The sequence below is a fragment of the Nocardia sp. CC213A genome, from assembly GCF_030766805.1.
GTDB lineage: Bacteria > Actinomycetota > Actinomycetes > Mycobacteriales > Mycobacteriaceae > Nocardia > Nocardia otitidiscaviarum.
The window spans coordinates 653,568-677,912 of sequence record NZ_JASFXA010000001.1 but is presented as its reverse complement, the minus strand read 5'-3'; the positions used below and the strand labels follow the sequence as shown (position 1 = coordinate 677,912).

Annotated in this window: 23 protein-coding genes and 1 pseudogene; 16 read left to right on the top strand and 8 right to left on the bottom strand. The window is 69.3% G+C overall.

Translation table 11 applies throughout. The annotated features are described in order from the left end of the window. Positions 1-42 precede the first annotated feature (42 nt). Complete coding sequence (locus QJS31_RS03210; protein ID WP_306355883.1) at positions 43-561, top strand: hypothetical protein; 519 nt, start codon at positions 43-45, stop codon at positions 559-561. A 99-nt stretch (positions 562-660) separates the two neighbouring features. Here QJS31_RS03210 and QJS31_RS03205 read toward each other — a convergent pair whose 3' ends face one another. Then, positions 661-2,325: an FAD-binding dehydrogenase gene (locus tag QJS31_RS03205; RefSeq protein ID WP_306355882.1), complete on the bottom strand. Its 1,665-nt coding sequence runs from the start codon at positions 2,323-2,325 to the stop codon at positions 661-663. Positions 2,326-2,456: 131 nt separating this feature from the next. Between QJS31_RS03205 and QJS31_RS03200 the strand changes: the two genes are divergently transcribed. Continuing rightward, positions 2,457-3,668 (top strand): winged helix-turn-helix domain-containing protein, encoded by a 1,212-nt coding sequence (locus QJS31_RS03200; RefSeq protein WP_306355914.1) that lies wholly within the window; start codon positions 2,457-2,459, stop codon positions 3,666-3,668. A 501-nt stretch (positions 3,669-4,169) separates the two neighbouring features. Here the strand turns inward: QJS31_RS03200 and QJS31_RS03195 are convergent. After that, entirely contained in the window at positions 4,170-4,511 is a 342-nt protein-coding gene (locus QJS31_RS03195; RefSeq protein ID WP_039814955.1) for a hypothetical protein, read from the bottom strand. 113 nt (positions 4,512-4,624) lie between these two features. Then, entirely contained in the window at positions 4,625-5,089 is a 465-nt protein-coding gene (locus QJS31_RS03190; protein ID WP_306355881.1) for a helix-turn-helix domain-containing protein, read from the bottom strand. A 98-nt stretch (positions 5,090-5,187) separates the two neighbouring features. Between QJS31_RS03190 and QJS31_RS03185 the strand changes: the two genes are divergently transcribed. The 8 genes from QJS31_RS03185 (at position 5,188) to tpiA (ending at position 14,873) form a co-directional block, all read left to right on the top strand. Further along, positions 5,188-6,405, top strand: coding sequence for an MFS transporter (locus QJS31_RS03185; RefSeq protein WP_306355880.1), 1,218 nt, complete (start codon positions 5,188-5,190; stop codon positions 6,403-6,405). Between the two features lie 10 nt (positions 6,406-6,415). After that, positions 6,416-8,581, top strand: coding sequence for an excinuclease ABC subunit UvrC (gene uvrC / locus QJS31_RS03180; RefSeq protein WP_306355879.1), 2,166 nt, complete (start codon positions 6,416-6,418; stop codon positions 8,579-8,581). A gap of 119 nt (positions 8,582-8,700) precedes the next feature. Beyond that, the gene (rapZ, locus tag QJS31_RS03175; protein ID WP_282781784.1) at positions 8,701-9,657 is read left to right on the top strand and encodes an RNase adapter RapZ; all 957 of its coding nucleotides are present in this window, start codon (positions 8,701-8,703) and stop codon (positions 9,655-9,657) included. Next, a complete protein-coding gene (gene yvcK, locus QJS31_RS03170; protein ID WP_282781782.1) occupies positions 9,654-10,700 on the top strand; it encodes a uridine diphosphate-N-acetylglucosamine-binding protein YvcK in 1,047 nt (348 codons plus the stop codon). Before rapZ ends, yvcK begins: the two co-directional genes overlap by 4 nt. Beyond that, on the top strand, positions 10,691-11,674 hold the full coding sequence (whiA, locus tag QJS31_RS03165) for a DNA-binding protein WhiA (RefSeq protein WP_029924495.1): 984 nt from the start codon (positions 10,691-10,693) through the stop codon (positions 11,672-11,674). The genes yvcK and whiA overlap by 10 nt, the downstream gene beginning before the upstream one ends. A gap of 162 nt (positions 11,675-11,836) precedes the next feature. Further along, positions 11,837-12,856 (top strand): type I glyceraldehyde-3-phosphate dehydrogenase, encoded by a 1,020-nt coding sequence (gene gap, locus QJS31_RS03160; protein WP_282781779.1) that lies wholly within the window; start codon positions 11,837-11,839, stop codon positions 12,854-12,856. Between the two features lie 4 nt (positions 12,857-12,860). Beyond that, complete coding sequence (gene pgk, locus QJS31_RS03155; RefSeq protein WP_282781777.1) at positions 12,861-14,084, top strand: phosphoglycerate kinase; 1,224 nt, start codon at positions 12,861-12,863, stop codon at positions 14,082-14,084. Positions 14,085-14,087: 3 nt separating this feature from the next. After that, positions 14,088-14,873: a triose-phosphate isomerase gene (gene tpiA / locus QJS31_RS03150; protein WP_143981479.1), complete on the top strand. Its 786-nt coding sequence runs from the start codon at positions 14,088-14,090 to the stop codon at positions 14,871-14,873. A 72-nt stretch (positions 14,874-14,945) separates the two neighbouring features. On the opposite strand, the gene QJS31_RS03145 is transcribed toward tpiA, so the two are convergent. Next, positions 14,946-15,218, bottom strand: a complete 273-nt coding sequence (locus QJS31_RS03145; protein WP_029924499.1) for a YggT family protein — start codon at positions 15,216-15,218, stop codon at positions 14,946-14,948. 174 nt (positions 15,219-15,392) lie between these two features. Between QJS31_RS03145 and QJS31_RS03140 the strand changes: the two genes are divergently transcribed. Further along, complete coding sequence (locus QJS31_RS03140) at positions 15,393-15,857, top strand: SRPBCC family protein (RefSeq protein WP_282783846.1); 465 nt, start codon at positions 15,393-15,395, stop codon at positions 15,855-15,857. A gap of 25 nt (positions 15,858-15,882) precedes the next feature. On the opposite strand, the gene QJS31_RS03135 is transcribed toward QJS31_RS03140, so the two are convergent. Both QJS31_RS03135 and QJS31_RS03130 read right to left on the bottom strand, forming a co-directional pair. Continuing rightward, entirely contained in the window at positions 15,883-17,541 is a 1,659-nt protein-coding gene (locus QJS31_RS03135) for an alkaline phosphatase (RefSeq protein WP_282783848.1), read from the bottom strand. 34 nt (positions 17,542-17,575) lie between these two features. Continuing rightward, the gene (locus QJS31_RS03130) at positions 17,576-18,028 is read right to left on the bottom strand and encodes a TIGR02452 family protein (protein WP_282783862.1); all 453 of its coding nucleotides are present in this window, start codon (positions 18,026-18,028) and stop codon (positions 17,576-17,578) included. Between the two features lie 44 nt (positions 18,029-18,072). Between QJS31_RS03130 and QJS31_RS03125 the strand changes: the two genes are divergently transcribed. The 5 genes and pseudogenes from QJS31_RS03125 (at position 18,073) to QJS31_RS03105 (ending at position 22,122) form a co-directional block, all read left to right on the top strand. After that, positions 18,073-18,435, top strand: coding sequence for an ACT domain-containing protein (locus QJS31_RS03125; RefSeq protein WP_282783850.1), 363 nt, complete (start codon positions 18,073-18,075; stop codon positions 18,433-18,435). Positions 18,436-18,797: 362 nt separating this feature from the next. Beyond that, positions 18,798-19,172: a BlaI/MecI/CopY family transcriptional regulator gene (locus QJS31_RS03120; protein WP_282783852.1), complete on the top strand. Its 375-nt coding sequence runs from the start codon at positions 18,798-18,800 to the stop codon at positions 19,170-19,172. A gap of 95 nt (positions 19,173-19,267) precedes the next feature. Next, positions 19,268-19,675 carry a hypothetical protein gene (locus QJS31_RS03115; RefSeq protein WP_282783854.1) on the top strand — a complete coding sequence of 136 codons (408 nt, stop codon included), beginning with the start codon at positions 19,268-19,270 and terminating at the stop codon, positions 19,673-19,675. Positions 19,676-19,766: 91 nt separating this feature from the next. Beyond that, positions 19,767-20,845, top strand: a pseudogene (locus QJS31_RS03110) (PLP-dependent cysteine synthase family protein). Beyond that, positions 20,842-22,122: an MFS transporter gene (locus QJS31_RS03105; protein WP_282783856.1), complete on the top strand. Its 1,281-nt coding sequence runs from the start codon at positions 20,842-20,844 to the stop codon at positions 22,120-22,122. Before QJS31_RS03110 ends, QJS31_RS03105 begins: the two are co-directional and overlap by 4 nt. Here QJS31_RS03105 and QJS31_RS03100 read toward each other — a convergent pair. Both QJS31_RS03100 and QJS31_RS03095 read right to left on the bottom strand, forming a co-directional pair. Then, complete coding sequence (locus QJS31_RS03100) at positions 22,092-23,237, bottom strand: transcription termination factor Rho, short form (RefSeq protein WP_372341736.1); 1,146 nt, start codon at positions 23,235-23,237, stop codon at positions 22,092-22,094. The genes QJS31_RS03105 and QJS31_RS03100 overlap by 31 nt on opposite strands. 189 nt (positions 23,238-23,426) lie before the next feature. Further along, on the bottom strand, positions 23,427-24,266 hold the full coding sequence (locus QJS31_RS03095; protein WP_282783858.1) for a M56 family metallopeptidase: 840 nt from the start codon (positions 24,264-24,266) through the stop codon (positions 23,427-23,429). Positions 24,267-24,345 lie beyond the last annotated feature (79 nt).

Sequence of the window (24,345 nt, the reverse complement as noted above, 5' to 3'; positions counted from 1 at the left end):
GCAGGGGGCGCGCAATGGATGGATGCTCGATGAGGAGTAGCTGTGACTGCGCATTCGGCTGTCGTCGATGAGGTGGAAGCCGATTCGACCGATGCGGACAAGGGTACTCCCGCAGCGTTTTTCGAGCGTGTCTCCGGCGCACTGGGGATCGCGCTCCGTGATCGTTCCGAGATCGGCGACGCATTGCGCGCCGAGGTGCCCGCGAAGGTGCGTGAGGCCCGCTACGCGGCCTGGGCCACGGCGGGTTTCGCCGTGCTGCACTGCCTGCTCGCCATTCCCGAGGGCGTGCTCTCGGTACTCGGCAGCGGCGGGCACTTCTTCGCCGCCTGGCTGACCGGGGCGATGGCGGTGCTCTTCGGCATTCGCTCGCGCCGGGTGTGGATCGGTGCGCTGGCGGTATCGAGCCTGCAGACCTTCCTGGGGGTGTTCACGCTGTTCTCGACCGAATTGCCCACGGGGGTAGGGCCGTTCATCGTGCTCGCCGGCATCATGGCCTCGGGCGTCGTACTCGCGCTGCTGCTGCGGCGCGACGTCTACGCCTGGTTCGCCGCCACATCCTGAGTCGACCCCGGTGCGCCGGACGGCGCGCCCGACCGTGATCGGGTCGCGCCGTCGCTCGATCGGCTGTGCGGCGGCCGGTTCGGGTATCGGCCGCGACGATCAGGACAGGGTGCGGGCCAGCGCCCGCCCGGCGGCCCGGCCCGAGAAGATACAGCCGCCGAGGAAGGTGCCCTCCAGGGCGTTGTACCCGTGCACGCCGCCGCCACCGAAGCCCGCCACCTCACCGGCCGCGTACAGCCCGGGGAATGGGGTGCCGTCCGGGCGCAGGACCTGTGAGTCGAGATCGGTCTGCAAGCCGCCCAACGTCTTTCGGGTGAGGATGTTCAACCGCACCGCGATGAGCGGGCCGTGCGCGGGATCGAGGATGCGGTGTGGGGTCGCCACTCGACCCAGTTTGTCGCCGAGATAGCGCCGCGCATTGCCGATCGCCATCAACTGGGCGTCCTTGCTGAACTTGTGCTCGATATCCCGGTCGCGGGCGACGATCTGGCGTTCCAGGTCGGCGAGATCGAGCTGCGGTCCCCGGGCGATCTTGTTCATACCCTGCACGAGTTCGGCCAGGGTGTCGGCGACGACGAAGTCCGCGCCGTGTCGTTTGAACGCCTCCACCGGCCCCGGTGCGCCCTTGGCGACCCGGCTCTTGAGGGTGAGTTTGAGATCCTTGCCGGTGATGTCGGGGTTCTGCTCGGAACCGGAGAGCGCGAACTCCTTCTCGATGATCGACTGGGTGAGGACGAACCAGGAGTAGTCGTAGCCGGTGGACAGGATCTCCTTCATGGTGGCATTGGTGTCGAAACCGGGGAAACACGGTGCGGGCAGCCGCTTTCCGGTGGCGTCGAACCACAGCGAGGAGGGGCCGGGGATGATGCGGATGGCGTGGTCGGGCCAGACCGGATCCCAGTTGTGGATGCCCTCGGTGTAGTGCCACATGCGATCCCGGTTCACGATGCGGCCGCCCGCGGCCTCGGTGATGGCCAGCATGCGGCCGTCCACATGCGCTGGGACGCCGGAGATCATGTGCTCGGGGCAGGGCCCGAGCCGATCGGTGGGCCAGTTGCGGCGGATCAGTTCGTGATTGTGACCGATGCCGCCGGAGGTGATGACCACCGCCTTGGCGTGGAACTCGAACTCGCCCACCACCTCTCGTGACGAGGCCACGCCGCGCTCGGCATCGCTCGGGGCGAGCAGGCTGCCGCGCACGCCGGTGACGGCGTCGTCGCTCACCACGAGATCGTCCACCCGGTGCCGGAAGGCGAATCCCACCTGGCCGCGGCGCTCGGCCGCCAGCACCGGTTCGGCGAAGACACGCACCACTTCGGGGCCGGTGCCCCAGGTGAGATGGAAGCGCGGCACCGAATTGCCGTGGCCGTCGGCGGTCGCGCCGCCGCGTTCGGCCCAACCCACCAGCGGGGTCACCCGCAGGCCGAGGTCGTGCAGGTACCGGCGCTTCTCGGTGGCCGCGAACTCGACGTAGGCGCGCGCCCACTGCCGGGCCCAGTGGTCCTCGTCCGCGCGGTCGAATCCGGCCGCGCCCTGCCAGTCCTGCCAGGCCAGTTCGAGTGAATCCTTGACCCCGAGCCGTCGCTGCTCGGGGGTGTCCACCAGGAACAGTCCGCCCAGCGACCAGAACGCCTGTCCGCCCAGATTGGCTCGGTTCTCCTGGTCCAGCACCAGCACCCGGCGGCCCGCCTGGACCAGCTCGTAGGTGGTCACGAGGCCGGCCAGCCCGGCGCCGACCACGATCACATCCGGATTCTCGATCATGCCCTGTCCTCGGTCGTAGAAGTTCGATACACGACTGTATCGGACCAGGTTAGCCCCGGTGGTAATGACGCGGGAAGGGATTGCCGGAGCGAAGATGTCGGTGGGGCGTGGCAAGGTGGCGATCTGTGCCCATGACCGTCGCCACCGCCCGCCGTATCGCCCTCGCCGCACAGGGTTTCGCCGCCGCCCGGCCCACCGGCACGCCCACCCGCCGTACCGTGCTGCGCGCCCTGGAGCACACGCGACTGCTGCAACTGGATTCGGTGTCGGCGACCGTGCGCGCCCACTACGCCCCGGTGTTCAGCCGGATCGGCGGCTACGACCGGGAACTGTTGGACGCGACGGCCTGGAGCCACACCGCCCGCAGGCCGCGGCGGCTGGTCGAGTACTGGGCGCACGAGGCCGCGCTGCTGCCGGTCGAGGACTGGCCGCTCCTGCGGTGGCGGATGGAGCAGTACCGCAACGGCCGCTGGGGCGGGGCGCAGCAGGTGTTCGCGCGCAATCCGACACTGGCCGACGACGTGCTCGGGGTCCTCCGCGAATTCGGGGCGTGCACGGCCGGTGAGGTGGAGAAGCATCTGGAGCTGGATCGCCCACGGGCCAAGGATCATTGGGGCTGGAACTACAGCGACACCAAGGTGGTCTGCGAGGCGCTGTTCGCCTCCGGTGAGGTGTCGGTGGACAAGCGCGTCGGCTTCCAGCGCTACTACGATCTCACCGAACGCGTCCTCCCCGCCGATGTGCTGGCGCGGCGGATCGATGAGGCCGACGCGGTGCGCGAACTCGTGCGCCGGGCCGCCGCCGCGCACGGCATCGGCACCGAAACCGACCTACGCGACTACTACCGCCTCACCCGCCGCCAGACCGAACCCGCCATCGCCGATCTCCTCGACGCGGGCGAACTCGAACAGGTCGCGGTCGCGGGGTGGGACAAACCCGCCTACCTGCACCACACCGCCCGCACCCCGCGCCGCGTCACCGGCGCGGCCCTGCTGTGCCCCTTCGATCCGCTCATCTTCTTCCGCCCCCGCACCGAACGCCTCTTCGATTTCCACTACCGCATCGAGATCTACACCCCGGCCCACAAACGCGTCCACGGCTACTACGTCTTCCCCTTCCTCCTGGACGGCGAACTCGTCGGCCGCGTCGACCTGCGCGCCGAACGCGCCACCGGCCGCCTCCTGGCCCCCGGCGCCTTCACCGAGCCGGGCCGCGACACCGCGCGCATCGCGGCCGAACTCGCCAAATCACTGCGCGAGATGGCCGACTGGCTCGAACTCGACACGATCGAGGTGGGGGAGCGCGGCGACCTCGCACCCGCACTGGCCGCGGCCGTGCGCTAGGTCGTCGCCGCGGACGTCGGGCGGCCACGACCCTGTGCCGTCGCGCTTCCGGGCCGTCGACCGCCGCGGTGCGCGGGAGCATCACCACCGGCAGCGGCCGCCACGCCCGAATTCGCCGTCATGCCGGTCCTGTCCAACGCCATGCTCGCCCGCGCCAATCGTCATGCTGCCCGCGCCAATCGCCATGCTCACCCACGCCAATCGCCATGCTGCCCGCGCCAATCGCCATGCTCACCCGCGCCAATCGCCATGCTCGCCCTCGCCAATCGCCATGCTGGTCGAACCCACGCCATGCTGGTCGGGTCCGCTGTCACGCTGCTCGAGCCCGCGCCGTGGTGGCGGCGTCCGCGCCGCCACGCTGGGGTCCGACGATTCGGGCGACGACGCCGGGGCGGCGGGGGTCCGGCCGTACGGCTCACTCGCCCCACCCGTCGGCTGATCCGCTGTGGTCGCGGCGGGTGGGAACGTGTGGGCGGCCGTCGCCGGGGCGGCGTGCGGCGGTCAGACGCCGTCGGTCCAGGCGTCGAGGGCGATGCCGCGCTTGGATTCGCCGTTGCAGGTGAGGGTCATGGGGGCGAACGGGCGGGCGGAATCGCTGACGATGAAGGTGGGTGCCTGCTGTCCGTGGCCGACGGCGCGGGAACCGAGGCAGCGCACGATGCCCACATACCAGACGTCGTCCGGGCAGGTGAAGGTGACGCTGTCGATACTCGGCCGGTCGATGCGGCAGCCCACGCCCGCGGCCGAGGCGGGTGCCGCCATGGCGGCCAGTCCCGCGGCGGTGAGCAGGACCGCGGAGCCGATGGACAGCGTCCGGCGGTGCGGGCGAAGACGGTTCATCATGGTGAAACTCCCTCGAATCGACCGGTGGTGCTCTGGAACTCCCACCCCATACTGACGTCGGTCGGTACTTCGGAGTGGGAGCCACGGCGGATGCGTCACTCGGCGTGCCGCGCTCACTCGGCGCGCTCACCCACCTTGCGCACCCGGGTGGTCGCCGCGGACACCGGGACGCCCGCCGCGTTCTCCGCCCGCAGCGGCGCGACCGCTCCACCGTCGAGGTCCACCAGTGTCGAGTGAGCCTCCCCGCTGTCGAAGGCATGCCGCTCGCCCCACTGCCGCAGCGCCACCACGACGGTGAACAGATCCTGTCCGGCGGAGGTGAGCGCATAGCTGTGCCGCTTGCCGCCGGGCGCGGTGCTCGTGGTGAGAACGCCGTGGTCGACGAGTCTGCGCAGGCGGTCGGTGAGGATGTTGCGGGCGATGCCGAGGCGTCGCTGGAACTCGGTGAAGGTCGCGGCGCCGTCCATGGCGTCGCGCACGATCAGCAGGCACCACCGATCACCCACCAGATCGACGGTCCGGGCGACGGGGCAGGTGGGATCGGTCCACCGGTGGTCGGAACGCGGCGTCGCGGTCATGAACCCTCCCAAGCGGTTGCAATGTGAAACCGATACTACCTATGCTCAAACGGTTTCACATTGCTACTAATCAAGGAGGCGTAGTGGCCGTAGGAGGAGTGACGAGGGAGCGACGTTTCGTCCTGGCCCTGGTGTGCGCGGTGGCCGTATCCACCGTCTACGCGATACAGCCGGTACTGGAGTCGGCGGGCGCCGACCTCGGCATGTCGCACGAGTCGGTGGGTGCGCTGGTCGCGGCCGGGCAGATCGGCTACTTCGCCGGCCTCGTCCTGCTGGTTCCGCTCGGCGACATGATGAATCGTCGTCGGCTCATCGCCGGTCAGTTGCTGCTCAACGCGGTCGGGACCGCCGTCGTGGCCGTCGCCCCGACCGGCGTCGTCGCACTGGCGGGGCTGGCGTTCGCGGGCCTGTTCGCGGTGGTGGTGCAGGTGACAGTCGCGTACGCCGCGGCGGTCTCCGCGCCGGGCGAGCGCGGCCGCACCATCGGGGCGGTCACCTCGGGCGTGGTGATCGGCATCCTCGGCGTTCGCGTCCTCGCGGGCGCGCTGGGCGACACCGTCGGCTGGCGGGCCGTCTACGCGGTGCTCGCCGTCCTGTGCGCGACGCTCGCGATCGTCGTCCGCGCCACGCTCGACGACGATCGCCCCTCCCTCGCGGCGCGCTACGGGCAGGTGCTGGCCTCGATGGGACGGCTCGCCCGCACCGATCGGCTGTTCCGGAGCCGGGGGCTCATCGCGCTGTTCCTCTTCGCCTCCTTCGGCACCCTGTGGAGCGGGCTGGCGCTGCCGCTGGGCGCGGCGCCCTGGCACCTCGGCACCACGCAGATCGGTCTGTTCGGGCTGGCCGGACTGGCCGGTGCGGTCGGCGCCGCCCGCGCGGGCCGGTGGGCCGATTCCGGTCACGCGCAGGCGATCACCGGAGGGGCGCTGGTGCTGCTGGCCGCCTCCTGGCTGCTCATCGCCCGTACCGAGGCGACGCTGTGGCCGCTCGTCATCGGTGTGGTCGTGCTCGACTTCGCCGTGCAGGTCGTTCATGTCGGCAACCAGCACCTGCTGACCGCGGCGCGGCCGGATCGGACCGGCGTCGTCATCGGCGGCTACATGGCCTGCTATTCCCTGGGCTCCGCGCTGGGAGCGGTAACGACCACCTGGGCGTACGGCACCTGGGGCTGGTCCGCTTCCTGCGGTCTCGGTGCGGCCTACGCGCTGGGCGCGCTGCTCGTCTGGGCGCTGGCCCGGCCGGTGGCGGGGTCGGGCGCTGTCGCGACCGCCCCGGTTCGGGCCGAGGCGTCGTGTGCTGTCGGACCGGATCAGTAACCTTGGTGCCGTGGCAGATCCCGCGACGTACCGGCCCGCCCCGGGCACCATTCCTGTCGAACCCGGCGTGTACAAGTTCCGGGACGCGCACAAGCGGGTCATCTACGTCGGCAAGGCCAAGAGCCTGCGCAGTCGGCTCAACTCCTATTTCGCCGATGTGGCGTCGTTGCATCCGCGCACCCGGCAGATGGTCACCACCGCCGCCAGCGTGGAGTGGACGGTGGTGTCCACGGAGGTGGAAGCCCTTCAGCTGGAATACAACTGGATCAAGGAGTTCGATCCGCGCTTCAACGTGCGCTACCGGGACGACAAGTCGTATCCGGTGCTGGCGGTCAGCCTCGACGAGGAGTACCCGCGGGTCTTCGTGTACCGGGGCGCGCGCAAGAAGGGGGTGCGCTATTTCGGGCCGTACGCGCACGCCTGGGCCATTCGCGAGACGCTGGATCTGCTGCTGCGGGTGTTCCCGGTGCGCACGTGTTCGAATGGAGTCTTCAAGCGGCACAGCCAGATCGGGCGGCCCTGCCTGCTCGGCTACATCGACAAGTGCTCCGCGCCGTGCATCGGCCGGGTGAATGCGGCCGAGCACCGGCAGATCGTGGAGGACTTCTGCGACTTCCTCTCCGGCAAGACCGACAAACTCGTCAAGGACCTCGAGAAGCGCATGCACGCCGCGGCCGAGGAACTCGACTTCGAGACCGCCGCCCGGCTGCGCGACGATGTGCAGGCGCTGCGGCGGGCGCTGGAGAAGCAGGCCGTGGTGCTCGGCACCGGCACCGACGCCGACGTCGTCAACTTCGCCCTCGACGAACTCGAGGTCGCGGTGCAGATCTTCCACGTGCGCGACGGGCGGGTACGCGGGCAGCGCGGCTGGGTGGTGGACAAATCGGGTGACGCCCTCGACCTGAGCTGGTCGGGCCCGGAGGCGGCAGGCCGCGCAACCACGGAGGGCTCCGACTCGGGTCGTAGCGGACACGGCGGTGCGGCGGCCGGGGGAGAGCTGCCGGCGCTGGTCGAGCAGTTCCTCACCCAGTTCTACGGTGAGCAGTCGGCGGTGGCCGCCCAGTCCGGTGACGAGCATCCCGGTGCCGTGGTCCCGCGCGAGGTGCTGGTTCCGGCCCTGCCCGGCGACGCCGAGCAGGTGCAGCAGTGGCTGTCGGGCCTGCGCGGTTCGGCCGTGCAGCTGCGGGTGCCCCAGCGCGGCGACAAGAAGGCCCTGGCGGAGACCGTGCAGCGCAATGCCATGGAAGCGCTGGCCCAGCACAAGCTCAAGCGCGCCGGCGACCTGACCGCCCGCTCGGCGGCATTGCAGGGCATTCAGGACGCCCTCGATCTGGACAGCGCCCCGCTGCGCATCGAGTGCGTGGACATCTCCCATGTGCAGGGCACCGATGTGGTGGCCTCGCTGGTGGTGTTCGAGGACGGGCTGCCTCGTAAGTCGGAGTACCGCCACTACGCCATCAAGGAGGCGGCCGGGGAGGGGCGCTCCGACGATGTGGCCAGCATCGCCGAGGTGACCCGGCGGCGTTTCGCCAAACTGCGCCGGGACCTCGATGCCGCCGCCGCGTCCGAACTCGAATCCGACACCGAGACAATCGATTCCAGTCTGCCCGGCATCGACCCGAAGACCGGTAGGCCGCGCCGCTTCGCCTATCCGCCCAACCTGTACGTGGTCGACGGCGGCGCCCCCCAGGTCAACGCCGCCGCCGAGGTGCTCGACGAACTCGGCATCACCGACGTCGCGGTGATCGGTCTGGCCAAGCGCCTCGAGGAGGTGTGGGTGCCGAACGAGCCCGACCCGGTGATCATGCCGCGCACCAGTGAATCGCTGTACCTGCTGCAGCGGGTGCGCGACGAGGCGCACCGCTTCGCCATCACGTTTCACCGCAGCAAGCGCTCCCGCCGTATGACCGAATCCGCCCTCGACGCGGTGCCGGGTCTCGGTTCGACCCGCAAAACGGCGCTGGTGACCCACTTCGGATCGGTCGCCAAACTGAAGCAGGCTACGGTGGAGGAGATCATCGAGGTCCCGGGCATCGGCGTGGCGACGGCTACGGCGGTGCTGTCCGCCCTGCGCGGCGACCGCGACCAGGAGGCCGGCGACCAGGAGGGGTCCGACCAGGAACGGTCGGGCCGGGAAAGGCGTGACCAGGAAATACGTGTCGGCGACGCGGAGTAACCCGCCCGAAAGGGACACGCCCGGCGTGACGGTCGCCGCACATCGGCGTGTCGCGATGTCGGATCGGTGATCGGTGCAGCATGATCGAGGCAACGCCCAGACACGAACCCCGGTAGGACATGACGCGCGTCGAATCCAGTAGTACAGCGGACAGTGCCCCGACGACAGTAACCCCCGACGATGTTCCCGCCGCGCCCGTCGAGGTCGTCATCGTCACCGGACTATCCGGTGCGGGCCGCGGCACCGCGGCCCGCGTGCTCGAGGACCTCGGCTGGTACGTGGCCGACAATCTGCCTCCCGAGCTGATCGCCCGGCTGGTCGAACTCGGCGCCTCGGCCGATCCCCCCATTCGCAAGCTGGCCCTGGTCATGGATGTGCGCAGCCGGTTCTTCACCGGTGACCTCTCGGCCGTGACCGAGCAGTTGCGCGGCGCGGGCGTGCGCACCCGCATCCTGTTCCTCGAAGCGTCCGATGATGTGCTGATTCGACGTTTCGGCTTCGCCCGCCGGCGGCATCCTCTACAGAGTGAGAGCGCTGACGGCACGCTGTCCGAGGGCATCGCCGCGGAACGGCGTCGGCTGGCCTCGGTCAAGACCGCCGCCGACGTGGTCATCGACACCACCGCGCTGTCGGTGCACCAGTTGCACCGGCGGCTCGAGGAGGTCTACGGCGGCGGTACGCCCACCGCCCTGCAACTGACCGTCCAATCGTTCGGTTTCAAGTACGGAGTTCCCCTGGACGCGGACATGGTGTTGGATGTGCGTTTTCTGCCCAATCCGCATTGGGTGCCGGAACTCCGCGAACAGACCGGACAGGACGCCGAGGTGAGCGAGTATGTGTTGGCGCAGCGGGGCGCGCGGGACTACCTGAGCACCTGCCGGCACCTCATCGACCTCACCACCGACGGCTACCGTCAAGAGGGGAAGCGATACATGACCGTGGCAGTGGGCTGCACCGGTGGCAAGCACCGCAGCGTGGCGATAGCGGAGGCGCTGGGCGGACTGCTCGGTGACGACGTCGACAACGGTTCGGTGGACGTGGTCCGCGTGGTGCATCGGGACCTGGGGCGAGAATGAGCGGGCGGGAGACGAACCCGGCGATCGTCGCGCTGGGTGGTGGACACGGGCTGTACGCGACCCTGACGGCGGTCCGTCGGCTCACCCGCAAGATCACGGCGGTGGTGACGGTCTCCGATGACGGTGGCTCCTCGGGTCGGCTGCGCGCCGAGTTGAGCATGCTGCCCCCGGGAGATCTGCGCATGGCCCTCGCGGCACTGGCCGAGGAGCCCGACGGCGTCTGGGCGCGCACCGTGCAACACCGCTTCGGCGGGACGGGCGCGCTGGCCGGGCATTCGGTGGGCAATCTGATCCTGGCGGGCCTCACCGAGGAGCTCGGTGATCCGGTCGCGGCGCTCGACGAGGCGGGAAGAATTCTGCGCATCACAGGCAGAGTGCTACCGATGTCGCCGCTCGCGCTCACCATCGAGGCGGATGTGGCGGGGTTGGAGGCCGATCCGCGCGTGAGTCGCTGCATTCGCGGTCAGGTGGCGGTGGCGACCACGCCGGGCAAGGTGCGACGTGTCCGATTGATCCCGTCCGATCCGCCCGCCTGCCCGGAGGCGACCTCCGCGATCGAGCACGCGGATGTCGTCGTTCTGGGCCCCGGCAGCTGGTTCACCAGCGTGATTCCGCATGTGCTGGTGCCGGAACTGCACGACGCGCTGGTGCACACGCGAGGTCGGAAGATCTTGGTGCTCAACCTCGCCGCCGAACCGGGCGAAACGGCCGGATTCTCCGCGGAGCGGCACCTGCATGTATTGTCCCAGCACGCACCGGATTTCACAGTCGACGATATTGTGGTCGATTCCGGCTCCGTACCGGAGGGTAGGGAACGCGAACATGTGGCAAGAGCTGCCGAACAGCTGCGAGCACGAGTAACCTTCGCTGATGTCGCCGAGGCGGGGACGGACCGGCACCACCCCGGAAAGCTTGCCGCCGCATTGGATCAGGTGATCCGGCAGCCTCGGCCGGAACTGGCAGGGCTTCGAAGCGAAGGACGGCGTATGGGCCAGCACGTGCGGTCCGGGTTGGGTGGAAAGGAGCGCGTCTCGTGGCGATGACAGCGGAAGTGAAGGACGAGCTGAGCCGACTCACCGTGTCACAGGTGAGTTCGCGCAAGGCCGAGTTGTCCGCACTACTCCGGTTCGCTGGTGGACTGCACATCGTGGGCGGTCGGGTGATCGTCGAAGCGGAGGTGGACATGGGTTCCATCGCGCGTCGGCTGCGCCGCGAGATCTTCGAGCTGTACGGCTACGGCTCGGATGTGCACGTGCTCGGCGCGGGCGGACTGCGCAAAACCTCCCGGTATGTAGTACGAGTTTCCAAGGAGGGCGAGGCGCTCGCCCGGCAGACCGGATTGCTGGATGTGCGCGGTCGGCCGGTTCGGGGTTTGCCCGCGCAGGTGGTCGGCGGCAGCATCTCCGATGCCGAAGCGGCCTGGCGCGGAGCGTTTCTCGCGCACGGGTCGCTGACCGAACCGGGACGCTCCTCGGCCCTCGAGGTGAGCTGCCCGGGACCGGAGGCGGCGCTCGCGCTGGTGGGCGCGGCCCGCCGCATGGGCATCTCCGCCAAGGCGCGCGAGGTGCGCGGCACCGATCGCGTGGTGGTGCGCGACGGCGAGGCCATCGGCGCGCTGCTCACCCGGATGGGCGCGCAGGACACCCGGTTGACCTGGGAGGAGCGGCGGATGCGCCGCGAGGTCCGGGCCACCGCCAACCGCCTGGCGAATTTCGACGACGCCAATCTGCGCCGCTCGGCCCGTGCCGCCGTCGCCGCCGCGGCCCGGGTGGAACGCGCGCTGGAGATCCTCGGCGACGACGTGCCGGACCACTTGGCCGCCGCGGGCAAGCTGCGCGTGCTGCACCGGCAGGCGTCGCTGGAGGAGCTGGGCCAGCTCGCCGATCCGCCCATGACGAAGGACGCTGTGGCGGGCCGTATTCGGCGACTGCTGTCGATGGCGGACCGCCGCGCCAAGGAGCTCGGCGTGCCCGATACCGAATCCGCCGTCACCGCCGAACTGCTCGAGGACGCGTGAGACGGACCGTTCGGTAGTCGGTGAGCTGGGAACACCCCCGGTCGGGATGGGAGTTCACATCCCCGGGGGTGTTTCTGTGATGTTCCCCGCCGGGTTTAGGGTTAGTAGGCAACGGAAAAGATTCCGCGACGCAATTCCGCGACACAACTGAGGAGCGATAACGTGACTGTCCGGGTAGGCATCAACGGCTTCGGCCGCATCGGACGTAACTTCTTCAGGGCGGTCGAAGCGCAGAAGGCGCTCGGCACCACCGACATCGAAATCGTCGCGGTCAACGACCTCACCGACAACGCGACGCTGGCAACCCTGCTGAAGTACGACTCGATCCTCGGTCGGCTGCCGCAGGACGTCTCGCTCGACGGCGACGACACCATCGTGGTGGGCGACCAGCGCATCAAGGCGCTGGCCATCAAGGAGGGCCCGGCGGCGCTGCCGTGGGGCGACCTGGGCGTCGACGTGGTCGTGGAGTCCACCGGCATCTTCACCGACGCCACCAAGGCCAAGGGGCACCTGGCCGCGGGCGCGAAGAAGGTCATCATCTCCGCCCCGGCCAAGGGCGAGGACATCACCATCGTCATGGGCGTCAACGACGACAAGTACGACGGTTCGCAGAACATCATCTCCAACGCGTCCTGCACCACCAACTGCCTCGGGCCGATCGCGAAGGTGCTGCACGACTCCTTCGGTATCGAGCGCGGTCTGATGACCACCGTGCACGCCTACACCCAGGACCAGAACCTCCAGGACGGCCCGCACAGCGACCTGCGTCGCGCCCGTGCCGCCGCGCTGAACATCGTTCCGACCGGCACCGGTGCCGCCAAGGCCATCGGCCTGGTGCTGCCCGAGCTGCTCGGCAAGCTGAACGGCTACGCGCTGCGGGTGCCGGTCCCGACCGGCTCGCTCACCGACCTCACCGTGGACCTGGCCAAGGCCGCCTCGATCGACGAGGTCAACGCTGCCATGAAGGCGGCCGCCGAGGGCCCGATGAAGGGCATCCTGAAGTACAACACCGATCCGATCGTCTCCTCCGACATCGTGACCGACCCGCACTCCTCCATCTACGACGCGCCGCTGACCCAGGTCATCGACAATCAGGTCAAGGTCGCCTCGTGGTACGACAACGAGTGGGGCTACTCCAACCGTCTGGCCGACCTGATCGGCCTCGTCGGCAAGTCGCTGTAAACCTATGGCGATCAAGACACTCCAGGATCTGTTGAGCGAGGGTGTCGAGGGTCGGGGCGTGCTGGTGCGCTCAGACCTGAACGTTCCCCTCGACAACGGCGTCATCACCGATCCGGGCCGCATCATCGCGTCGGCACCGACCATCAAGGCTCTCGCCGAGGCGGGGGCGAAGGTGGTCGTCACCGCGCATCTGGGCCGCCCGAAGGGTGAGCCGGACCCGAAGTTCTCCCTCGCCCCGGTCGCCGAGCGGCTGGCGCAGGAGCTGGGCCGCAATGTGCAGCTCGCCGGTGACGTGGTGGGCCAGGACGCCCTCGCGCGCTCCGAGGGCCTCACCGACGGCGATGTGCTGCTGCTGGAGAACGTGCGCTTCGACGCCCGCGAGACCAGCAAGGACGACGCGCAGCGGGCCAAGCTGGCGGCGGCACTGGTCGAGTTGGTCGGCGACGACGGTGCTTTCGTCTCCGACGGTTTCGGCGTGGTGCACCGCAAGCAGGCGTCGGTGTACGACGTGGCGAAGCTGCTGCCGCACTACGCCGGTGGCCTGGTCGCGGCCGAGACCGAGGTGCTGAAGAAGCTCACGGAGAACGCCGAGCGACCGTACGCGGTGGTACTGGGCGGCTCCAAGGTCTCCGACAAGCTGGCGGTCATCGAGGCGCTCGCGCCCAAGGTCGACACCCTGGTGATCGGCGGTGGCATGTGCTTCACCTTCCTTGCCGCCCAGGGCCTCCCGGTGGGCTCCTCGCTGCTGCAGGAGGAGATGGTCGACACCTGCAAGAAGCTGCTGGAGACCTACGCCGACGTCATCCACCTGCCGATGGATATCGTCGTCGCGGACTCCTTCGCGGCCGATGCCGAGTCAAAGGTGGTGCCCGCCAACGAGATTCCCGATGGCTGGATGGGCCTGGACATCGGTCCGGAGTCGGTGAACCGCTTCGCGGCGTTGCTCACCGAGGCCAAGACGGTGTTCTGGAACGGTCCCATGGGCGTCTTCGAGTTCGAGAAGTTCGCCGCGGGTACGCGCGGAGTTGCCGAGGCGATTGCCACGGCGACCGGCAAGGGCGCGTTCACCGTGGTCGGCGGTGGCGATTCGGCCGCGGCCGTGCGCACCCTGGGGCTGCCGGACGACGGTTTCTCGCATATCTCCACCGGCGGCGGCGCGTCGCTGGAATACCTGGAGGGCAAGGAACTTCCCGGTATCGCCGTGCTCGACGACGCGGCGGAGGGCTGAATCATGGCGCGTAAACCGCTCATCGCGGGCAACTGGAAGATGAACCTCAATCACCTCGAGGCCATCGCCCTGGTGCAGAAGATCGCGTTCGCCCTGCCGGAGAAGTACTTCGCCAAGGTCGACGTGACGGTGATCCCGCCGTTCACCGACATCCGCAGCGTGCAGACGCTGGTGGAGGGCGACAAACTGCTCGTCACCTACGGCGCGCAGGACGTCTCCACCCACGAGTCGGGCGCGTACACCGGCGAGATCAGCGCGGCCATGCTGGCCAAGCTGGGCTGCACCTATGTGGTGGTCGGCCACTCCGAGCGGCGTCAGTACCACCTGGAGGACGACGCCACCGTGCTCGCCAAGGCCAAGAAGGCCCTGGAGCACGGCCTGACTCCGATCGTCTGCATCGGTGAGGGCCTGGGTGTGCGGGAGGCGCAGACGCACGTCGAGTACAACCTCGAGCAGTTGCGCGGTTCGCTGAAGGGGCTGTCGGCCGAGGACATCGCCAAGGTCGTCATCGCCTACGAGCCGGTGTGGGCCATCGGCACGGGTAAGGTCGCCACTCCCGCCGACGCCCAGGAGGTGTGCGGGGCCATCCGCGCCGAACTGGCCGAACTGGCGAATCCGGAGGTCGCGGCGTCGGTGCGTGTCCTCTACGGCGGTTCGGTGAACGCCAAGAACGTCGGCGAGCTGGTCTCCCAGACCGATATCGACGGCGCGCTGGTCGGCGGTGCCTCGCTCAAGGGTGACGAATTCGCCACCCTGTCGGCCATCGCCGCGGGCGGCCCGCTGCCGTAAGGCACGTCCGCCGAGACGAGCAGGGCCGGACATCCGATGGATGTCCGGCCCTTGCCGTTGGATCGCGGGTGACTAGATGAGGATGTTGTACAGCACCAGCGCGACGATGAACACCACCGTGAACGCCAGGTCGATCTGCAGGCCGCCCGCCCGGATCGGCGGCAGCACCTTGCGGACCGGAGCCAGCACCGGTTCGGAGAAGCGGTGGGTGACATCGCGTGCCTTGTAGATTCCCGGCGACGGGCTCTGCGAGAGGGTGACAATCCAATCCAGCACCAGGCGGGCCAGTAGGAGCAGCAGGAACACCCCTACGACCAGGCCGAGCAGGGTTCCGATGGCGCCCATGGCGTAACTCCCTTCCTGACGGCCGACTCGGCCGTTCTACTCGATCAACGCGCGGATAGCGATCAGAGTGCCGGATTTGCCGTGCTTTCAGGTGATTATCAGGTGAGCGTCCCGCGTGTCGGGTGCCGGAATGCTCACATTCCGTTGGGACTGGTCGGCACGTAGGCTCGGGCTGTGCGAGATTCGGTCACGGTCCAGATGGCGGCTCCTCCCGAACGAATCTGGGAGGTGATCAGCGATGTCACCGATGTCGGGCGGTTCAGCCCCGAAACCTACGGCGCGGAATGGCTCGGCGGGGCGACCGGCCCCGCGGTGGGTGCGAAATTCCGCGGTCGCGTCAATCGCAACGGCTGGGGGCTGAAGTACTCCACCGTCTGCCGCATCATCGACTGCGAACCCGGGCGGGAATTCGCCTTCACCGTGCTCGGTCCCGGCGGTATGCCGATCAATACCTGGCGCTATCACCTGGAGCCCGTCGACGGCGGCACCGCGGTCACGGAATCCTTCCAGCTGCACGACTCACCGGTGCTGCGGCTGTACTGGCTGCTGGCGGGCTGGGCCCGCGGCAAGACCAACCGCGACGGCATGCTCGAGACGCTGACCCGGATCAAACAGTACGTCGAGACCGCGAACCGGTAGCGAAATCCAGGCCCGCCGGGGCATTTCAGCGCGGCCCGGCCGCATCGGTGTCCGGCCCAGCGTCGGTGTCGGGTGCGGACGGGTCCGGAGCATCGGGCCGCCACGCTTCCACGACTCCGGGAAGGCCGTTCTGCACCACATAGGTGGCTCGCGTGTGGATGGGGGCGTCGGGACGGCGGACATAGGGCAGGACGCGAAAGTCGCTGCGCCACAGGTCATTGTCGAGTTCGACGCGGACATAGCCACGTTGGGCGTTGCTGAACTTCAGATCCGGGTTGGCCGCCATCAGACGGCGGACACCGGGGCTCGCATCGCTGCCGTCACCACCGCTGGTGATCGAGGTGCCGATGAATTCCGAGGCCACCACCGGTGATTCCGGATCGCCGTGGTCGCGGCGCAGATCGGAGGCGCAGTGCTGGTGGCGGTCGCCGGTGATGACCACCAGATTGCCGACGCCGCGCGCGGCGGCCGCGCCCAGCACCGCGGCGCGGTCGGCGAGATAGCCGTCCCAGGCATCGGTGCCCATGGCGACCGCCGGACCCGGATCGGTGTCGGTGCGACTCATGGACACCTGATTGCCCAGCACCTGCCAGCGGGCTCGGGAGCCGGACAGGCCGTCCAGCAGCCAGTCACGTTGCCGCGCACCGAGTATGGTGCGGTCGGCGGCGGCGCGTTCATCGCATCCCACGACCACGTCGCCGTCGCCGCACGCCAGCGGCGTCCGATACGAACGGGTATCCAGCATGGTGATATCCGCCAGATCTCCATAGTGGAACCGCCTGTGCAGCAGGATGTTCGGACCACTCGGCAGCTGTTCGATACGCAGCGGCTGATGTTCGTACATGGCCTGGAACGCGGCGGCCTTGCGGCGGCGGAACAGGAACGGCAGCCGGTAGATGTCGAATCCGAGGCCGGGGGAGTCGCCCGCCCAGTTGTTGTCGACCTCGTGATCGTCCATGGTGGTCAGCCACGGGAAGGCGGCGTGCGCGGCGCGCAGCGGCGCCTCGGCCTTGACCTGAGCGTAGCGCAAGCGGTAGTCGGTCAGATCGACGGCCTCGGTCCGGAATACCGCACTGGCCGGCACCCCGTCGCGACCGTTGGCCCAACTGCGCTCGTAGATGTAATCGCCGAGATGGACGACCAGGTCCAGATCCTCCCGGCTCATGTGGTCGTAGGCGGTGAAGTAGCCGGAACTCCACGACTGGCATGAGGCGAAGGCGAACCGCAGCCGCGCGGTGGCCCGCCCGAACGGGGGAGCGGTACGGGTGCGGCCGACCGGTGACAGGGCCGACCCGGCGCGAAATCGGTAGTAGTACCAGCGATCCGGCTCCAGCCCCCGCACCTCCGGGTGCACGCTGTGCGCGAGTTCGCGGGTCGCGACGGCACTGCCGCGCGCCACCACCTGTCGGAAACCCTCGTCGTGCGCGACCTCGTAGTCCACGGTCACCGGATCGAACGCCATCCCGCCGTGACCGTCCGGTGCCAGCGGGTCGGGTGCCAGCCGCGTCCACAGCACCACACCGTCCGGCGTCGGATCACCCGAGGCCACCCCCAACGCGAACGGATCACCACCGATCCAGCGCGGCGCGCGCAGCCGCCCACTGCTCACCGCCGAGGTTCCCACCAGCACGGCTGCCGAACCCGCGGCCCCGATCCGTAGCAACCGCCGACGAGACACGCTCATAAGACACGGTAATCACTTTCCGGTGCGTCCGTCGTTAACGGTCGCCCTGACCTGGCGAAACATTCGATGACGGTTCGGCGTCGGCGGCCGCGAACCGGGCGGTGAAGGCCGCCCGATCGGCCGAGTCCGGCGTGTGATCCCACACCGCGAAGACCACCCGCTCGAAGGCGGCCCCGTGACACGTCAGCGCGCCTTCGAACGCCGCCGCGACCTCGGCGGGATCATTGCGGAACACTCCGCATCCCCACGCCCCGAGCACCAGATCGCGTACCCCGTGCCGAGCCGCGACCGCGAGCACACGTGTCGCGCGCTCCATCAGGATCGCACCGACCGGAACCGGCGCGCCGGCCCGCCGCGCCAGCTCACCCGCGTTCGGCGCGGGCGAGGTCAGGAACGACCCCGGGTACGGGGTGGCGAGCAGGTCGCCGCGATCGTCGCGGACGACGGGAACATCCGGCGAGAAGATCACCCGGTGGCTGTAGCGCAGATCCGGAGCGTGTCCGGATCGCCGGTCCCGCCTACGATGTCGCCATGACCGGCAGCCAGCGCCTGAGCGTCGTCCCCTCCCAGTTCGTCATCGAGCACCTGCCGCACTCCACCTTCCCCGAGGACGACGAATGGATCGCGTTGGTCCGAGCGCCCGAGGGCCTCACCGTGATTCGTGAGGCCCCGCCCTGGGCGGAGGGCGAGATCTGGAAGGGCATCTACGGCGACGGCTCCCACACCCTCGACACCCCCGGCATGCTCGCCGCCCTCGTCACCCCGCTCGCGGACGCCGCCGTCCCGGTCTTCGTGGCCTCCACCTATCACGCCGACCTGGTCCTGGTCCCGTCCCACCGCCTGCCCGATGCCACGGCGGCGCTGCGCGACGCCGGTCACCGCCTTGCCGAGTAGCGGGGTCCCCGGGATACGCGCGGCCCGGTGACTAGACGGGGGTGATGCAGACGGTGATATCGCGCTTGGGCCACACCACGGCGTCGTTCCCCATACCGTGGCATCGGGGGGCATCCGTGACACCCAGGAAGATCGCCGTCAGCCTGGTGGTTCCCGGTTCGGGCGCGGTGCAGTCGACGCGGCCGGCACCGCGTTGGAGCCGGATCGGCCGACGGGGTTCGGGAGTGGGTGCCCGGCGTCGGGTTTCTCCTCGCCGGTTCCGGTTGAGGGGGTTTCCGTCGCCCTTTACGATCGAGATCTACGCAACCGGGCAGTAGGTTGAGGTTCCGGCGGACGCCGTGACGTGAGGAGATGTCGGCAACATGGCTGGGCGAGGCTTCGGGGATTTGGAAGCGGTCGTCATGGACCGTGTCTGGGAGCGCACCGAGCGGACGAGTGTTCGCGAGGTGTACGACGAGCTGACCGCCGTGCGTGACATCGCCTACACCACCGTCATGTCCACGATGGACAATCTGCATCGCAAGGGATGGCTGGACCGCGAGCGGGTGGGCAAGGCCTATCACTACTGGCCCACGCTGAGCCGCGAGCAGTACAGCGCCCGGCTCATGCGCGACGCGCTGGGTGCGGGCGGTCGGTCGGAGCTGGTGCTCGCGCATTTCGTGGAGCAGATGAGCCCGGAGGAGTCCGAGGGGCTGCGGGTCGCCCTGCGCAAGTTCACGCGCGGTAAGCGCGCCTGAGGGCCGGTTCTACGCATCGGAGATCGATCATGTCTACTATCTACGTACGTAGGCAGTAGATTGTTTGTTCCGGTACGGAAAGGCATCGATTCCCGGTGAGGTCGAGCGGACGGCAGCGCTCTCGTGGGCAGCTGTCCGCACTGATCGCCGTGCTGCTGCTGATTGTGCCGCTGATCGACTGCGCACTCGTCGAAACCGCCGGACACGCCCATTCACCCGCCGATACCGCGGTCGTCCTGGCCACCGGAGCCGCCGCCGATGCCCGTGCACCTCTGGACCACACGGTGGCGCAGTGTCTTCCCGACGTCGAGCACTGTGAGCAGGCGCTGCCCCCGGTGCTGGCGGCGGGTGTGCCACAGCTTCCGGCGCTCCCGCACTGGACGGCGCTCGCGCTCGCGGCCGTCCTGGCCTGGCGGCTGTGCGGGGGTGTGCGCGGCCCGCCTCCGCTACCCGCCCTCGCCGGTCGCTCGCTGTTGACCCGCTTCTGTATCTCCCGACGCTGATCGGTCAGCGCCAGGCCGATCACCGCATCGGCCGGTGTCCGCTGCCCGCATCAGTCTCGCCGCCCCCGGGCGGATACAGAAAGCGACAGTCATGGACAAGGTTGTGCTCGACCGGTCGGCCGCGGCTCCCGGAGCCGCCCGCCAACCGCGCGCCCTGGTGGGCAATACGCCCGTGCTCTGGGTGGGGGAGCCACTGGCTCCCGCCGGGCGCGGATTCTGGGCGAAGTTGGAGGGATGCAATCCGGGCGGGATGAAGGACCGCCCGGCGCTGCACATGGTGCGCCGGGCGCGCGAGCGTGGTGACCTCGCCCCGGGCGCGCGGATCATCGAATCCACCAGCGGCACTCTCGGTTTGGGGTTGGCGCTGGCGGGAATGGTGTATCGGCACCCGGTGACGGTGGTCACCGATCCGGGTTTGGAGCCGATCGTGGCGAATATGCTCGCCGCGTACGGAGCCCGGGTGGAACTCGTCCCGGACCCGCACCCGGTGGGCGGTTGGCAGCAGGCGCGGCGCGATCGGGTGGCGGAGCTGCTCGCCCGCGAGCCGGGAGCCTGGACCAGTACGGCAACCCCGACAATGTGGATGGATACAGTTCCCTGGCAATGGAACTGGCCGATCAACTGGGCCGGATCGACGTGCTGGTGTGCGCGGTCGGCACCGGTGGGCACTCGGCCGGGGTGGCGCGGGTGCTGCGGCGGTTCAATCCGGACCTGACCCTCATCGGCGTGGATACGGTGTCCTCCACCATCTTCGGCCAACCCGCCGGACCGCGACTCATGCGCGGCCTCGGCTCCAGCATCCACCCGCGCAATGTGGACTACGCAGCCTTCGACGAAATCCATTGGGTGGCACCGGCCGAGGCCGTGTGGGCCTGCCGCGCACTGGCCGCCGCCTATCACGCCAGCGGCGGCTGGAGTGTCGGCGCGGCGGCCCTGGTGGCGGGCTGGGCGGCCCGCACCCGACCGGCGGGGACCCGGATCGCGGCGGTCTTCCCCGACGGTCCGCACCGCTACTTCGACACGGTCTACAACGACAGCTATTGCGAGGAGCACGGTTTGCTCGACACTCCACCCACCGAGCCGCGGACCATCGATCATCCGCACCGGTGCGTGGTGCGGTCGTGGACCCGCTGCACCGCTGTGGTCGATCCGCGGGAGGCGCTGTCGTGAGCGCCGTGGCGACCTTCCGCGGCTTCGACGCCGCGGCCCGACTGTTGATGGTCAACCAGTTCGGTATCAATCTGGGCTTCTACATGCTCATGCCGTATCTGGCCGGATACCTGGCCGGCCCACTGGGTTTGGCGGCGTGGGCGGTGGGCCTGGTGCTCGGTGTGCGCAACTTCTCCCAGCAGGGCATGTTCCTGCTCGGCGGCACCCTCGCCGACCGGCTCGGATACAAACCGCTCATCGTGGCCGGATGTCTGCTGCGCACCGTGGGATTCGCCCTGCTGGTCTTCGCGACCTCGCTGCCGGCCCTGTTGATCGCCTCGGCGGCGACGGGGTTCGCGGGCGCGTTGTTCAATCCGGCGGTGCGCGCCTACCTCGCGGCGGAGGCCGGTGAGCGGCGCGTGGAGGCGTTCGCGGTGTTCAACATTTTCTATCAGGCGGGCATTCTGGCCGGGCCGCTGGTCGGACTCGCGTTGTTGGCCTTGGACTTCCGCCTGGTCGCGGGCGCTTCGGCGGTGGTGTTCGCGGTGTTGACGGTGGCGCAGCTGTTCGCGCTGCCCGCCCGCGCGGTGGTGCGCACCGAGCGCTCCTCCGTACTCGAGGACTGGCGGGTGGTGGTGCGCAACCGCCGGTTCCTGGCCTTCGCGCTGGCCATGATCGGCTCCTACGTGCTGTCGTTCCAGGTGTACCTGGCGCTTCCGCTGCAGGCGGAGTTCGTGGCGGGGGATCGGGCGCAGACCCTCACCTCGGCCATCTTCGTGATCTCGGGTGTGGTCGCGGTGGCGGGCCAACTGCGTATCACGGCCTGGTTCCGGACCCGCTGGGGCACCGGTCGCGGCCTGGTGGTGGGTATGGGTCTGCTGGCGGCGGCCTTTCTGCCGTTGGCGCTGGTGCCCGGTCCCGGCCGGCTCGGCTCGGTGGCCGCCGTGGCGGCCCTGCTGGTCGCGGCCGCGGTGCTCGCCGTCGGCACCGCGGCGGTCTTTCCCTTCGAAATGGATACCGTCGTATCGCTGTCGGGAGATCGCCTGGTGGCCACCCACTACGGCTTCTACAACACGGTGGTCGGCGTGGGCATTCTGGTCGGCAATCTGGCCACCGGCGCGGTGGTGGGCGCGGCCCGCGCGGCGGGCGTGGACTGGGCGGTCTGGGCCGGACTCATGGTGATCGGCGCGCTGTCGGCCCTGGCGCTCTACCGACTGGACCGCGGCGCGGTGCGGGTGGTGGCGCGTGACGGCGCGGCACCGGCGGCTCAGGCAGCGCGACGCGGCGCGGTGAGCTGAGCCAGGAATTCGGCGTTGGTCTGCGTCTGCCGCAGCCCCTCGAGCAGCAGTTCCGTGGGCTGCGTATCGACCGCGGCCAGGGTGCGGCGCAGCAGATCGGTGGCGGTCAGCTCATCGGCGGTGAGCAGGAGTTCGTCTCGGCGCGTGGAGGATCGGGCGATGTCGATGGCCGGGAACACGCGGCGGTCGGCGGTGGCGCGGTCGAGTTTGAGTTCGGCGTTGCCGGTGCCCTTGTACTCCTCGAAGATCACCGAATCGGCGGTGGAACCGGTTTCGACGAGGGCGGTCGCGACAATGGTGAGCGACCCGCCCTCCTCGAAGTTGCGGGCCGCGCCCAGGAAGCGCTTGGGGGGCGCCAGGGCGGCGGCGTCCACACCGCCGGACAGCACCCGGCCCGAGGACGGCGCGGCCAGGTTGTAGGCGCGGGCCAGCCGGGTCAGGGAGTCGAGCAGGACCACCACGTCGCGACCGGTTTCGGCCAGTCGCTTCGCATGCTCGATGGCGAGTTCGGCCAGTGCCACATGCTCGCGCGGCGCGCGATCGAAGGTGGCGGCGGCGATATCGGCGGGCACCGAACGGGCCAGGTCGGTGACCTCCTCGGGGCGTTCGCCGACCAGGACGAGCATGAGCTCGCACTCCGGGTGGTTCTTGGCGATACCGTGCGCGATCGATTGCAGCACAGAGGTTTTGCCCGCCTTGGGCGGTGCGACGATCAGTGCGCGCTGGCCCTTGCCGATGGGCATGACCAGATCGGTGACGCGCGTGGTGAGTTCGTGCGGTTCGGTTTCCAGGCGTAGGCGCTGATTGGGGTGGATCGGGGTCAGGTCCGCGAAACGTGGGCGATGCGCGGCCTGGCGCGGGTCCTGCCCGTTCACCGCTGTCACCGCGGTGAGGCGGTCGTATTTGCCGTTGCCGCTCGGCGGCGCGGCGATACCGGTGACGAAATCACCACGTCGAAGCTGTGTTTCGCGAATCAGTCGGTTCGGCACGTGGATATCGGCGGCGTCGGGCAGATACCCCCGGACGCGCAGTCCGGCGTGCTGGTCGGTGCTGTCGAGGATTCCGGATACAGTGCGTCCGGTCTCGCTCGGCTGCTGAGATGTGTTGTTGTTCATGGGTTTTCCTCGCAGGGAGTGCGGGAGACGAGTCGGCGGCGCGTGCGATGTGGCACGACGACAGAGATTTCGCCGAAGGTCTCCGGAGAAGGGATGTCGACCGCCGGTGGGAGAAATTCCTACAACCACCCGGAGCGGATATGGGTCAGGGTACGCCACCTGTCCCGGATCATGCAACGGTGGGTGCGGTCACCCTATTCCGCTCAGTCGCCGAATCCGGCGGTCGAGCCCGGTCTCGGCGGCTCCCGCGGCACCCTCCGGACCGTCCTCGGTCTCGGCGAGGGCGAGCAGTGCGCGCAGCACGGTGCCGCGCCCGTGACTGCGGACCGCCGCGTCGTCGGCGATCAGTTCGAGCAGTCGAGCCACCTCACGCGCTCCCGTCGTGAACAGGCCGATGCGGGGCAGTGCCGTCGCCAGTCCGCGCGTCACCGCGAGCAGCAGGTGGTGGTGTCCGTCCAGATGCGCCCGCTCGTGCGCCAGCACCGCCTCGACCTGGCGATCGTCCAGCGCGCTGAGTGCGCCACGGGTCACCACCACGGTATGCGGCTTGCCCGCCACGCAGTACGCCGCGGGCTCGTCCACATCCAGGACCACCGCGTCGAGTTCATGGCTGTGCCGCCCCGCGATCCGTGCCATGCGCGCGTGGGTGAAGGTGGTGCTCCGCGCCTCCCACAGCGACCGGCCCAGGCGGACCGTCAGGACCGTTCCCGCCGCCACCGTGAGCGCAGCGAGGGTGAACGCGCCGACCCGCACCGCATCGCCGTAGCCGCCGACGGCGGCATCGTGCAGTTGGCTGATGCAGGCGTCCATCATCGGCTGGTTCAGCGGGAACAGGCGGTGGTGGAGGAAATCCACGATCAGGGCGATCATGGCGGCGGCCCAGGACAGCGCCGTGAGTCCGATGGCGACGAGCCACGCCATCAGGGCCACGCGCGGTGACGCCGCCGTGCGGGCGTTCCGGAGCAGGAGTGGCGGGGCCAGGACTGCGATGACGAAGCCGAACACGATCGAACAGACCGCGGCGCTCACCCACACCTCCCATCCACCGTCTCGAGTGTACGTGCGCTCGCGGAGTACGTGGTTGCGCGTTCCGCCGCGATCTGTTTAC

What these genes read in the sequence shown, in the direction of transcription:
- QJS31_RS03205 (WP_306355882.1), bottom strand. Translation starts at nt 2,325, where the DNA reads ATGATCGAGAATCCGGATGTGATCGTGGTCGGCGCCGGGCTGGCCGGC.
- QJS31_RS03200 (WP_306355914.1), top strand. Translation starts at nt 2,457, where the DNA reads ATGACCGTCGCCACCGCCCGCCGTATCGCCCTCGCCGCACAGGGTTTC.
- QJS31_RS03195 (WP_039814955.1), bottom strand. Translation starts at nt 4,511, where the DNA reads ATGATGAACCGTCTTCGCCCGCACCGCCGGACGCTGTCCATCGGCTCC.
- QJS31_RS03190 (WP_306355881.1), bottom strand. Translation starts at nt 5,089, where the DNA reads ATGACCGCGACGCCGCGTTCCGACCACCGGTGGACCGATCCCACCTGC.
- rapZ (WP_282781784.1), top strand. Translation starts at nt 8,701, where the DNA reads ATGACGCGCGTCGAATCCAGTAGTACAGCGGACAGTGCCCCGACGACA.
- yvcK (WP_282781782.1), top strand. Translation starts at nt 9,654, where the DNA reads ATGAGCGGGCGGGAGACGAACCCGGCGATCGTCGCGCTGGGTGGTGGA.
- pgk (WP_282781777.1), top strand. Translation starts at nt 12,861, where the DNA reads ATGGCGATCAAGACACTCCAGGATCTGTTGAGCGAGGGTGTCGAGGGT.
- tpiA (WP_143981479.1), top strand. Translation starts at nt 14,088, where the DNA reads ATGGCGCGTAAACCGCTCATCGCGGGCAACTGGAAGATGAACCTCAAT.
- QJS31_RS03145 (WP_029924499.1), bottom strand. Translation starts at nt 15,218, where the DNA reads ATGGGCGCCATCGGAACCCTGCTCGGCCTGGTCGTAGGGGTGTTCCTG.
- QJS31_RS03135 (WP_282783848.1), bottom strand. Translation starts at nt 17,541, where the DNA reads ATGAGCGTGTCTCGTCGGCGGTTGCTACGGATCGGGGCCGCGGGTTCG.
- QJS31_RS03125 (WP_282783850.1), top strand. Translation starts at nt 18,073, where the DNA reads ATGACCGGCAGCCAGCGCCTGAGCGTCGTCCCCTCCCAGTTCGTCATC.
- QJS31_RS03120 (WP_282783852.1), top strand. Translation starts at nt 18,798, where the DNA reads ATGGCTGGGCGAGGCTTCGGGGATTTGGAAGCGGTCGTCATGGACCGT.
- QJS31_RS03100 (WP_372341736.1), bottom strand. Translation starts at nt 23,237, where the DNA reads ATGAACAACAACACATCTCAGCAGCCGAGCGAGACCGGACGCACTGTA.